9 protein-coding genes and 1 tRNA gene are annotated in these 12678 nt (G+C 48.6%); 4 read left to right on the top strand and 6 right to left on the bottom strand.

The window, feature by feature from the left end; translation table 11 throughout:
- Window positions 1-74 precede the first annotated feature (74 nt).
- Complete coding sequence (locus tag M4J38_RS08370) at window positions 75-731, top strand: protein-L-isoaspartate(D-aspartate) O-methyltransferase (RefSeq protein WP_251759097.1); 657 nt, start codon at window positions 75-77, stop codon at window positions 729-731.
- A 1-nt stretch (window position 732) separates the two neighbouring features.
- Here the strand turns inward: M4J38_RS08370 and M4J38_RS08365 are convergent, their stop codons facing one another.
- The 3 genes from M4J38_RS08365 to M4J38_RS08355 form a co-directional block, all read right to left on the bottom strand.
- A complete protein-coding gene (locus M4J38_RS08365) occupies window positions 733-3342 on the bottom strand; it encodes a TonB-dependent receptor domain-containing protein (RefSeq protein ID WP_251759096.1) in 2610 nt (869 codons plus the stop codon).
- A gap of 136 nt (window positions 3343-3478) precedes the next feature.
- Complete coding sequence (locus M4J38_RS08360; RefSeq protein WP_251759095.1) at window positions 3479-4069, bottom strand: DUF445 domain-containing protein; 591 nt, start codon at window positions 4067-4069, stop codon at window positions 3479-3481.
- Between the two features lie 120 nt (window positions 4070-4189).
- Window positions 4190-4263, bottom strand: a tRNA-His gene (locus M4J38_RS08355).
- A 135-nt stretch (window positions 4264-4398) separates the two neighbouring features.
- Between M4J38_RS08355 and M4J38_RS08350 the strand changes: the two genes are divergently transcribed.
- Complete coding sequence (locus M4J38_RS08350; RefSeq protein WP_251759094.1) at window positions 4399-6507, top strand: carboxy terminal-processing peptidase; 2109 nt, start codon at window positions 4399-4401, stop codon at window positions 6505-6507.
- A 157-nt stretch (window positions 6508-6664) separates the two neighbouring features.
- On the opposite strand, the gene pyk is transcribed toward M4J38_RS08350, so the two are convergent.
- Complete coding sequence (pyk, locus tag M4J38_RS08345; protein ID WP_251759093.1) at window positions 6665-8152, bottom strand: pyruvate kinase; 1488 nt, start codon at window positions 8150-8152, stop codon at window positions 6665-6667.
- Window positions 8153-8242: 90 nt separating this feature from the next.
- Window positions 8243-9223 (bottom strand): 6-phosphofructokinase, encoded by a 981-nt coding sequence (gene pfkA, locus M4J38_RS08340; RefSeq protein WP_251759092.1) that lies wholly within the window; start codon window positions 9221-9223, stop codon window positions 8243-8245.
- A 201-nt stretch (window positions 9224-9424) separates the two neighbouring features.
- On the opposite strand from pfkA, the gene M4J38_RS08335 reads away from it, so the two are divergent.
- Both M4J38_RS08335 and M4J38_RS08330 read left to right on the top strand, forming a co-directional pair.
- On the top strand, window positions 9425-10297 hold the full coding sequence (locus M4J38_RS08335; protein WP_251759091.1) for an SDR family oxidoreductase: 873 nt from the start codon (window positions 9425-9427) through the stop codon (window positions 10295-10297).
- A gap of 14 nt (window positions 10298-10311) precedes the next feature.
- On the top strand, window positions 10312-11727 hold the full coding sequence (locus M4J38_RS08330) for a phage tail sheath C-terminal domain-containing protein (protein WP_251759090.1): 1416 nt from the start codon (window positions 10312-10314) through the stop codon (window positions 11725-11727).
- A gap of 3 nt (window positions 11728-11730) precedes the next feature.
- On the opposite strand, the gene M4J38_RS08325 is transcribed toward M4J38_RS08330, so the two are convergent.
- Complete coding sequence (locus M4J38_RS08325) at window positions 11731-12678, bottom strand: arginase (protein ID WP_251759089.1); 948 nt, start codon at window positions 12676-12678, stop codon at window positions 11731-11733.

Genomic DNA, 12678 nt, shown 5'->3' with positions numbered 1-12678 from the left:
CTCAAACTTTTTCTACCTTTGCGCTGCACATTCTTCCTAAAGCGAACAGCACTGCTTCTAATTCAGCAACATAGATGAAACCAACACTCGACGATTACAGACACAAGGGTATGCGGAAAAAACTGATGGATCAGATCCGCGAAAAAGGCATTACAGACGAAAACGTGTTGGAGGCGATGAACAATATCCCCCGTCACTTCTTTTTGGAATCGGCTTTTCTTGAAGTAGCTTATGAAGACAAAGCCTTTCCCATTTCCGTGGGACAAACCATTTCACAACCTTACACGGTGGCGTACCAGTCGCAATTGCTGAACGTGAAACCCATGGACAAGGTGCTGGAAATTGGTACCGGCAGCGCTTACCAGGCCTGTGTACTGGCCGAAATGGGTGCGCGTGTGTATACGATAGAAAGGCAAAAGCAATTGTTTTATGAGATCAGGACTTTCGCCTATCCCAAAAAATACCGCTGGCTTAAGTTTTTTTACGGCGATGGCTTCGAAGGGCTTCCTACCTATGCGCCTTTCGACAAAGTGATTATCACCGCGGCTGCGCCGGAAATACCACAGAAGCTGATCGATCAACTGGCCGTGGGCGGACAAATGGTGATTCCCCTAAACGAAGGTGAGGCACAACGTATGCTGCGCCTCACCAAACAAGCCGATGGCTCCATTATCAAAGAAACGTTCGACCGCTTCTCTTTTGTTCCCATGTTAACCGGGAAGGAAGTTTAAATTACATCTGCACATCCTGCATACCATCCATGCCACCTCTGTTGTTCTTACGCTTGAACAGGCTCGCGTCGAATTTCCCGAAGCGGTAGCTGAAGTTCAGGCGTACGAACTGTGGGTCGCGTCGGCGGTTCGTATTCTGCTCAAATGAGCTGGAAACTGAATATGCGTCGTACAAGCGCGTTCTCAGGATATCTGAGAAAGTAAGTGTTACGGAAGCCGCGTTGTTCTTCAGGAAATCTTTCTTGAACGCGATGTCCAGTCCATAGTTGGGACGAATATAACCTTGTGTGGTGGAAGCCTGTGGCCCCATCCATCCGCCACCGCCACCACGTCCGCCGGTATTTACGGGGATCGCCGTCTTCGATTGGTATTCGCCTGTAAGTTGAATACTGTAATTGGAAGGCAACTTGAAGTTGGTGTTCAACTTCGCGTAGTAAGAGAATTGTTCGTTCCGCAATCCCTTTTCAATATTACTACCGTCGATGATGGAATTGTACAGGTTGAGGTTGGAGGTTACTTCCAGCCATTTGGTGAATGCGTTGCGGGAAGTAAGTTCCATGCCATAAGAATAACTTTCACTCGCGTTCTGGTAAGAGTTGATGATCACTGAATCGCCCACCAGGTCGGAGTACTCCGTGAACTGGTAGCGGGAGAGCAGGTCAGTGGTATTCTTATAGTACACCGATCCGAGTAAATTATGGCTGCGGCTGAATGTTTTCTGGTAAGAAAGTTCCATAGAATGCGTGAACTCCGGTTTCAGCGCGGGGTTGCCACGGCTGATGTTGAGCGAATCCACATAATCAGTGAAAGGAATCAGTTGGAAGAAACTGGGCCTGTTTACACGACGGGTATAGTTCAGTTGAATATCCTGCGTTTCAGAAAGTTTGTAGGTAAAGAAGGCACTTGGGAACAAGCTGATCGGGTACTTCGTATTGAACTCCTGGTTCTGGTCAATCAACAGACCGGTATAGTCGGAGCTTTCTGCCCTTAAGCCAATCTGGTAACCGAGTTTCCTGTATTGGTTGGAGAAGCTGGCGTAAGCGGCATACACTTTATCGTTGAACTCGTACTGGTTGCTGGCGGCCGCCTGCAATTCGTAGTTGCCCGTAGACTGGTTGAAAATATAGTTGTTGTTCACTGAAGTAAAATCGCGGATGGCGATACGGGCGCCCATTTCCAGTTTCATTTTATCGGAGAAAGGGTTCACGAAATCGGTCTGCGCCGTAAAGAACCCGTTTTCCCCTTCGCCCATCTGGCGCTGCATGGCATCTGGTTTGGTGCCGAAGGGCTGCATGTTCAGGTTATAGAACTTCGTGATGAAATCGCCGTTGTTGTCGTTTTTGCTTCTGTTGTAGTTCAGGTCGGCAGTAATTTCTTTGCCGGGTTTGGCGAAAAGGTGTTTGTATGCCAGCGATGAACCAAGGTTGTTGAAGGTGCGGTCGGAGAGGCCGTTCCGCTGACCTATATAATCAAAATCCTGCCCTGCGAGGAAGCGGTTGGTGGTGGTTTGTACGTCAGAAGATTTAAAACTGCCGCGCATCAGCGATTGCGTGTAGGTAAGTGTGTTCCTGTTGTCCAGGAAATAATCAATACCGAAGCGGCCCATGGCGAAGGTGCCTTTGTTTTCGGAATCGTTCGTTTGATCGATTCTTTTATTCCCCTTGGCGGTGTATTCCATTCGATCCGTTGTTCCTTCGCTGATGGACTTACGCTGGTTGATGTTGCCGCTGGCGAACACGTTTACTTTTCCCTGGCGCACGTTGATGTCCGCACCTCCGTTCAACCGGCCGCGTTTGTCGACACCCGCACGTACACTTCCGTTGTAACCGATACGGCGGTTTTTCTTCATCACAATATTAATGATACCGGCCATACCGCCGGATGCGTCATACTTTGCTGAGGGGTTGGTGATGAGTTCTATGCTCTGGATCGCGTCGGCGGGAATCTGGTCGATGGTCAGCGTGGAAGGCCTTCCGTCTACAAATATCTGGGGGGCCGTGTTGCGCATTGTCACGTTACCATCAATGTCCACGGCTACGGAAGGCACGGTACGCAATACATCTTCCGCGGTTCCCCCGGTACTCATGAGGTTCTTTTCCACATTGAATACTTTCCGGTCAATCGCCATTTCCAGGGTGGGTTTGGAGGCTGTTACGGTAACGCCTTCCAGCACTTTGGCTTCAGACTCCAGTTTGATATTGCCAAGGTCCTTATCCAGTGCGCCCATCATTTGCTGGGCGTTACCACCGGGTTTAAATTCGAAAGCCACTTTCTGATCCACTGTTTTATAACCGATGGCGGTTACCACCAACTTGTAATTGCCCATGGGAGAGAGGTTCTCCAGGCTGAAATCACCATTGGCCCTGGTAAGCTGACCGCCCACCACAACATCTTTTCTTGATTTTGAAACGGAATCAAAACGGTTTTGTAAAAGCTGCACGGATGCGGCGTCAACAGGTTTTCCTGTAGTGGCATCCACAATCTTACCATAAAAACGACCAATATTCATCTGGGCGTTTCCGGCGCCGGGGCGCATGCCTGCGGGAGGTTGAGCGGTAACAATTGATTGAAAAGCAGTGATTAGTGCGAAAAGCAGTACGATCCTTCTCATGTGTTTGTGTTAAGTGGGCGCAAATATCTGATAATCCAACCATCCATAGCCCATAATTTGGATGAATGGTGAATAAGACGCCGCACAAAGAAAAATCTTGCGAAACTGGCAGAAAGACTAAGAAAAAAGCGCTGAATCAGAGGAATGTGAGGCCCAGTTGGATCAATCCGATGATGAAACCCAGCACCGCCCCGATCACTTCGATGAAGACGAATTCTTTCGACATGATCTGCATCAATATGGCTTCCAGCTTATCGGTGGAGAAAGCGGCGATCTTGCGGGTCACGATCTGTTCCAGGTCGAGGTCGGTTTTCACCTGGTGCATGTAATCTTCCATCAGGGCGGGGAACAGCGCCTCCAGTTCTTCCATCAGGATGGACTTCATCTGGTTCAGCGTGCTTTCTCCCACAAATGCCCGAACAATGGGCATCTTTTCGCCCAACTTCACCTGGAGGAAATGGTCGATGTGCTTTTCAACCAGGGGCATTACTTTGTGTACGTTCTCCGGACGGGCTATCTTCTGTTTAATATCATCAAAAGAAAGCAACTCCCTGCTCACCAGTTTCCCCAGTTTTTCCGCGAACTGTTGTTGTCGTTTCGGAAAAACACCCTGGATGGTCATCCCCATGAACCGGACAGGCACCCGGGGATGGAACAATAATTTAATAGCGATCTTATTGGTGATCCAGCCGGTGAACGCCGCGATAATGGGAAGTAAGTAGATCATGTCAAACCTGGGTTACAATTTCTTTATAAATGCAATAACCGTGATGGGAAAAATGCGCAACAAGCGATTGTTTAAAAACAAAGAGCCGTAATACTTGTAATATTACAGCTCTCTTTCCGGGGAGGACGATGGGTTTCGAACCCACGGCCTTCAGTGCCACAAACTGACGCTCTAACCAACTGAGCTACGCCCTCCGTAAACAGGCTGCAAAAATAGTAAATATTCAAAATCAACAAAATAAATTTCAAAAGATTATTAAGCAAAGCATTAACAAGAAACCCTTTATTAATTCGTTATTTTTGACAGGCATGAATAAATTAGTACAAACTATGTTTAGCAAAAAGAGTTTACCGGTGGTTGCACTGCTGTTGGTGTGTGGCCTTTTCCTGGCTTACCGTTCCCTTGGCACACACGGAGCACCGCCCACCAAATATGAAAGGATATTGAGAAACCTGGGCGAGATGTTATCACAGGGACATTACAGTCCTAAAAATATCAACGACGATTTTTCAAAAGTCATCTTTAAAAAATACCTGGAGGACCTGGACCGCGATAAGAACATCTTCCTCGCATCCGATATCCAGGAACTGAAGAAATACGAGACGAAGATTGACGATGAAATCAATGGTGGCGCGTTGCAGTTCTTTCCCGCCATCAGCGCCGTTTACCAGAAAAGAATGATGGAAGTGTCCGGCATCTATGAAGGACTGCTGGCCAAACCTTTTGATTTCTCCACCAACGAAACCATCGCGCTGGATCCGGAAAAGAATAACTATGCGGCTACACCCGCTGAAAGAACAGATGCCTGGCGCAAAAAACTGAAATACCTCACGCTTGAGCGATACGCAGACCTGCTGGACCTGCGCGAGAAAAACAAAGGTACCGAAGGCTTTAAGGTAAAAACCGATGCCGAACTGGAAACAGAGGCCCGCGAAAAAGTGAAGAAGACCATCCACGACATGTTCGACAGGCTGAAAAATAAATTCACGGAAGAAGAACGTTTTAACCTGCTGGTGAATACCATCTCTTCTACCATGGACCCACACACGAACTTTTTCCCGCCTGTTGATAAAAGGTATTTTGATGAACAAATGAGTGGCCGTTTCTTCGGTATCGGCGCCCAGTTGCAGGAAACGCCGGAAGGTACCATCAAAATCATCAGCATTGTGGCTGGGAGCCCGGCCTGGAAATCCGGTGAACTGGAAGAAGGCGACATCATCATGAAAGTAGGACAGGGCAGCCAGGAACCGGTTGACCTGTCTGGTTTTGATATTACGGATGCCGTGAAAGTGATCCGTGGCGCGAAAGGCACCGAAGTGAAACTTACCGTGAAGAAAAAAGAAGGCAGTCTGAAAGTGGTGAGCCTGGTACGTGACGAAATTGTGCAGGACGAAGGCTTCGCCCGCAGCCTCGTTGTAAAAGAAGGCGATAAAAGAATAGGCTATATTTTCCTCAAAGATTTCTATGCCGATTTTGAAAGAGCCGATGGCGCGAAAAGCGCGGTAGACGTAGGGAAAGAGATTGTGAAACTGAAAGAAGCCAATGTAGATGGCATCGTAATGGACCTCCGCAACAATGGTGGCGGCTCCCTGTATGATGTGATCCAGATCGTGGGTTACTTTATCCCCGATGGTCCTGTCGTGCAGGTAAAAGACCGTGACGGCAAACCAAAAGTACTCCCTGATCGAGATAAATCCGTTCTGTACGATGGACCGCTGGCTGTAATGGTGAATGAATACAGTGCTTCCGCTTCTGAAATATTCGCCGCGGCGATACAGGATTATAAGCGCGGTGTAATCATCGGCAGTACGTCCACCTATGGTAAAGGAACCGTTCAACGCAATATAGGACTGGATTTCAGTTCCGGTATGCTCAATCCCAACAGTGACCTCGGTTCTGTAAAACTCACATTGCAGAAATTCTACCGCATCAACGGTGGTTCTACCCAACTCCGTGGCGTAGCTTCCGATATCGTTATTCCTGATGTATTGGAAACCGCTAAAGTGCGTGAAAAAGACAATCCGGATGCATTGCCCTGGGATGAAATTGCCAAAGCCGATTACACGACCTGGAAACAACCTGTAGATGTCGCCGCGTTAAAGGCCAAAAGTGAAGCGCGCGTAAAAGCACATACCGCTTTTGAAACCATCCGTAAAAACGGGGAATGGCTCGGCGCGAAAAACGATGAGAAAACAGCTTCGCTGAACCTCACCCAATACAGGGCGCAACAAAAAATGATCCGCGAGAAAGTGAAGGAAATTGAAGGTGTGAACAAACTAAAAACACCACTTGAACTGGAAGCCCACGCTTCTGTGATGGAAGCCCTTTCCGCCGACAAAAACAAACTCGAAAACTACAAAAAGTGGATGAAGTTGCTAAGTGAAGACATTTACCTTGAAGAAGCCGTGCAAGTGATGAACGATATGGTGAAGAAGTAATACCGCAACGGCTTTCAACAAAAAATCCCCTGGTAAACTACCAGGGGATTTTTTATTTATGCACTATAAAGTTACATCTCAACAGAGCCCATCATCTCGAATAAAGCAACACAAACCTGTGTTGCCCCTCTCCCAAGGGAGAGGGGTTGGGGTGAGGCTACAACTTCGTAATCTTCAACACGTTTGTCGGCAAATGCATCTTCACCGGCGTACTACCTGTATTAATCACCACATCACCTGTTTTCAGGAAGCCGCGTTCCTTCAAAATCTCGATCTGGTCGGAGATGATATCATCCAGACTTTCTTCTTCATCATAATAGAAGGCACGTACACCCCAGCTCAAACTGAGTTGGTTCACCAATGTACGTTCTTTTGTAAAGATGTACAATGGTGATTTAGGACGATAGCTGGAGAGCATGAAACCCGTATAACCAGACTGCGTCATCCCAATCAACGCATCAGCATGAACATCTTTGGCGATTTTACAACCGTTGTAGCAGATGGCGTCGCTGAGGAAAGAAGGGGAGTGGGGCTGCGGTGCCAGGTCGTCTTCCCTGTTGTAGTTGTATTCTGTGGCTTCCACTTCCATGATGATCTTCTTCATGGTGCTTACCACAAGTGCCGGGTGTTGACCTGTAGCGGTTTCACCGGATAGCATCACCGCGTCGGCGCCTTCCAGCACGGCGTTGGCCACGTCGGTGATTTCACTCCTGTTGGGCTTCACGCGGTCGATCATGCTTTCCATCATCTGGGTGGCCACGATCACGGGCTTGGCGCGGTGGATACATTTGCGGATCAGGTCTTTCTGGATCATGGGCACCTTTTCAACGGGTACTTCCACACCCAGGTCGCCGCGGGCGATCATGATGGCATCTGATTCGATGATGATGTCGCGGATATTTCTAAGCGCTTCTGGCTTTTCGATTTTGGCGATCACTTTGGCCTTGCTTTTCGCTTCCGTGAGCCTGGTCTTCAGGCTGGTGATGTCTTTCACATCGCGAACAAAGGAAAGTGCGATCCAGTCTACATTTTGTGTAAGGATAAATTCGAGGTCCTCCAGGTCTTTGGTCGTGAGAGCGGGCAGTGAAACTTTTGTATCGGGAAGGTTGATGCCTTTTTTAGAAGAAAGGATACCGCCCAGCGTTACTTCCACTTTCACATCGTTGGTAGGAGTGATTTCAACTACTTTCACTTCGATCTTACCATCATCAATGAGGATGATGTTACCGATCTTCACATCCTGGTGGAGGTTAGGGTAGGACACATAGATTTTTTCCATGGTGCCTACACATTTTTCGAAAGTAAAAGTGAGTACATCACCGGCTTTCACTTCCATGGCACCGCCCTGGATTTCGCCCACGCGGAGTTTCGGCCCTTGCAGGTCGGCCAGGATGGCGATGGTGTAAGGTTCGGTTTTATTGATGTTGCGGATATGCTCAATGATCTTTGCTTTGTCTTCATGTGAACCATGAGAGAAGTTAAGGCGAAATACATTCACGCCTGCCCTCACCAGTTCAAGGAGTTTTTCGTAGGTATCGCAGGCCGGGCCCACTGTTGCCACGATTTTGGTGCGGTGGATGGTGTGCTCTTTTCCTGCTTCGCGGTCCATCTGCTTGTGCAGGTACTTTTCTACGTGTTTTGACATGTTCTGTGTTTGTTTGAGTTGTTGCGTACGATAATCAATCTTGCATGAAAAAGGGGCAGGCGACACATCAGCCGGCTGCCCCGTAGTATTTTAGGATGCCAATATTTTTACAATCTTCATCCAGTCGTCCCCGATCTTTTGTTTGGCTTTCACGGCCTTGTCGAGTGGGGTGTAGCTCATTTTGTTGTTAACGATCCCCACCATCACGTTGTGCCTTCCTTCCATCAGGCACTCTACTGCGGAGTAGCCCATTCTGCTCGCGATAAGCCTGTCGAGGCAGCTGGGTGCGCCACCACGCTGGATGTGTCCGAGGATACAAACACGCGTATCGGCGTTCAGTTTTTCCTTCACGAGTTTGGCCACTTCTTCGGCGCCGCCGAAGCCATCACCTTCAGCCACTACCACCAGGTTCACCAGTTTCTGCCTTTTTTCTTTTTCCTGGAGGGAAGAAATAAGGTGGTCGATATCCGTTTTCTTTTCAGGAATCAGGATATGCTCCGCGCCTGTGGCGATACCGCTGTGCAGGGCGATATAACCTGCGTCGCGTCCCATTACTTCGATGATGAAGAGGCGGTCGTGTGCATCCGCGGTATCACGGATTTTATCGATGGCCTCCACTGCCGTGTTTACAGCAGTATCGAAACCGATCGTAAAATCGGTTCCGGCGATATCCTTATCAATGGTACCGGGAAGTCCGATACAGGGGATGTCAAATTCATTGGAGAACTTCTGGGCGCCTTTAAAAGAACCGTCACCACCAATTACCACCAATCCGTTAATGCCGTGCTTTTTGAGGTTTTCGTAGGCTTTTTTTCGCCCTTCGTGTTCCAGGAATTCTTTGCAGCGGGCGGTCTTCAGGATGGTTCCGCCCCTTTGTATGATGTTCGCCACGCTTTTGGAGTGCATGGGAAAAATATCATTTTCAATTAAACCGGCATATCCTCTCATGATCCCGAATACTTCCATTCCATGATACAGTCCGGTACGCACTACGGCCCTTACCGCGGCGTTCATGCCTGGTGAATCGCCACCGGAGGTCATTACGCCAATTTTGGTCACTTTCTTTTCCATGTCAATAATTCTCGGGTTTAATTCAACGAATTCTAATGATTACTGGGATTCTTTAAAAAATATCTCATCAGAATTCAGCGAAGCCCCAAAAATAAGGAAATGAATTGAATCAAACGATTTCTTAGGCGAACCTGTACTTGATCTTTTTGTAAACAGCCCGGGCCGATAATATTCAGTAAAATTGTAATTGAATCGGAAAACATGCAAAGAAAAGTTTTGATTACCGGCGCGAACGGGCTTTTAGGGCAATACCTGTTGCAGCAATTCAGTGCGGAGGATTTTGACGTGGTGGCCACAGGAAAAGGCGCCGCAAGGATGCGTCCTGCCAGCTGGACCTACGTTCCGCTCGATATAACGGATGCTATTGCCGTTACAGATCTGGTGCTGAAAGAAAGGCCGGACATTATTATACACGCCGCCGCTATTACGCAGGTGGACCAGGCGGAAATAAACCCGATTGAATGCTGGAACGTAAATGTAACCGCCACACGCTTCCTGCTGGACGCCGCAAAAGCCGTAAATGCTTATTTCCTGTATGTTTCTACCGATTTTGTATTCAGCGGCAACGATGGACCTTATGATGAAACAGCATTGCCTGATCCCGTAAATTATTACGGCAGCAGTAAACTGGCTGCGGAGAAAGCCGTAATGGATTATCCAGGTGAATGGTGCATTGTAAGAACGGTGCTCGTACTCGGAAACGCGATCGAGGGCACACGGAGTACGCTCGCATCGTGGGTACTGAATGCGCTAAAAACGCATCAACCCATCAAAGTCGTGTCCGACCAGCTCAGAACACCCACTTTGGTGCATGATCTGGCAAGGGGAATCCTGCTCGCCGCACAACAAAAAGCACAGGGTATTTTCCATATTTCCGGTAAAGATGCAGCCTCGCCTTATGAAATAGCCGTTTTTATCGCGAAGCGGCATCACCTTGATCAAATCCTTATTACGCCTGTTACGGAAAAGGAGTTCACACAACCCGCAAAGCGCCCGCGGGAAACAATTTTCGTAATAGAAAAAGCGAAGCGCGAACTGGGGTATGCCCCACAAAGTTTATGGGATTTTCTCTAAAATAAACTGCTGTTATGCCACCCGATTACAAAACGCCAGGTGTGTATATTGAAGAAACACCCTACTTCCCGCCGGGTATAAACGCCGTACCCACAGCGGTTCCCGCTTATGTAGGTTATACTATGAAAGCCGTTGACAGGGACGGCGCCGATCTTACAGGCATCCCCACACGAATCAGCTCGCTGGTTGAATTTGAAACGATGTTTGGCAGCGCGGCTCCCGAAATGAACCTTCAGCTCACAGTTACAACACGACCCCGGCAAATGATACGAGGGGCAGGTGAAGTGCATGTAAGTTTTAACGGGAAGCCGAACAATCACCTGCTGTATTACGCGCTGCAATTGTATTTCATGAATGGAGGAGGCGCATGTTATGTGGTTTCCGCCGGTAGTTTCAGCACGGGCAATGAGCCGATTGAACTGGATAATATGCTTTTGGCCCTTCATGCACTGGAAAGTGTGGATGCGCCAGCTTTGATTCTTTTCCCCGAAGCGCAGCGGATGGAAGAAGCAGCGCACTACGCGCTCATCGATCAGGCACTGGCGCTGTGCGCCAGGTTACGCGACCGTTTTTGTATTGTTGACCTGCATGAAACAGGCGAGGGGGCTGCTTCAGATGCACCGTCAATTGCCAGAAACTTCCGGGAAGGAATCGGGGCGGTATCGCTCAAATTCGGCGCAGCCTATTTCCCCAATCTGATCACCTCGGTGCAATACATTTACGACGAAACGAGCGTGATGGTCACTATTTCGCAGAAAGGGAAAACGCATCGTCAGCCAATGCATGCATTCCGGGAAAAGGATCCTGTTCTCTACAAAAAAATGAAATTGGCGCTTGCGCGGTTCCCTCTAGTGTTGCCCCCATCGGCCGCCGTTGCCGGTGCTTACGCCGCAACCGATGCCCATCGTGGCGTTTGGAAAGCGCCGGCCAATGTGGCGTTAAAAGGTGTAACCGGGCTTACCATGCAGTTGAGCGCTGACATGCGCGACCTGTTTAATGTTGATGCAGACGAAGGAAAATCCATCAATTGTATCAGCGCATTCACCGGAAAAGGTATATTGGTATGGGGTGCGAGAACACTGGCCGGGAACGACAATGAATGGCGCTATATTCCGGTTGTGCGTTTGTGCATGATGGTGGAAGAAAGTTGTACCAAAGCATTACAGCAATTCGTATTTGAACCGAATGATGCCAATACCTGGTTGAAAGTGAAAGGTATGGTCGAAAATTTTCTTTCTGGTCTATGGAGACAAGGCGCCTTGATGGGCGCAAAACCAGAACAGGCTTATTTTGTGCAATGCGGCCTGCACCAAACCATGACCGCGCAGGACATCCTGGAAGGGAAAATGATTATCCAAATTGGCCTTGCAGCAGTGCGACCCGCGGAATTTATAATTTTCCGGATTACCAGCACGATGCAGCCTTCCTGAACGTCAGTTCACCATCAGCACATTCACACTGCGTTGCAGAATGTTGAACGCGATTTCCGCCATCAGGTTTTCCCTGTCCAATGTCGGATTCACTTCCGTTACTTCAAAGCAACATATCTTCCGGTTCTGCATAAATTTCGATACCAGGTCTTCGGCTTCGCGCTCGCGCAACCCATTGCCAACCGGTGTTCCCGTTCCGCGGGAGATGGATGCGTCTAAACAATCCACATCAAAGCTCACATAAATATCCGTGCAGGAACTGAGGTAACGCAGTACAGAACGGACAATACTTTCCGGCCCTTTTCTCCGCACTTCATTGGTGGTGATCACCTTGATGCCGTGTTTTTCAATCAGGTATTTTTCTTCCTTTTCATAGTCGCGCAGGGAAATGAATACCAGGTCTTCCGGCATTACCTTTGGATGAATCTTGCCAAAACGTTTCAGTTTGTTCCAGGCATCGGCTGTGGTATCGTCCAGCTTGTTGTGTTTGCAGTCTTCATTGTCCTCATCCAACGCAACGGCCAATGGCATGCCATGCAGGTTCCCGGAAGGTGTTGTATAAGGTGTGTGCAGATCGGCATGGGCATCGATCCAGATCACCCCGAGTTTAGACTTGGGCTTCGCAATGCGGATACCCGCCATCGTGGCCCCGGCAATGCTGTGATCGCCACTGAGGACCACCGGGAAAAAATTATTGGAAATGGTTTCGCTTACGGCTTTACTCACCCTTTCGTACATGGTGAGCAGCCCGTTGATGCGTTTCGCGTACGGACTTTCAATAGGTTCAAATAATAATTTATTTTCATGCGGAATCTTTTCCGAAGGAAAATGCACGAAAAAATTACTCATGAAATCCAATGCGGCGATCTTAATGGCATCCACCCCCAGGCTCGCTCCTCTGGTACCGGCTCCGATTTCGGAGGGCACTTCTATCAGTTTGATGTTCTTCAT

Source organism: Parasegetibacter sp. NRK P23, assembly GCF_023721715.1.
Lineage (GTDB): Bacteria > Bacteroidota > Bacteroidia > Chitinophagales > Chitinophagaceae > Parasegetibacter.
This window is presented reverse-complemented; position numbering and strand designations above follow the sequence as displayed.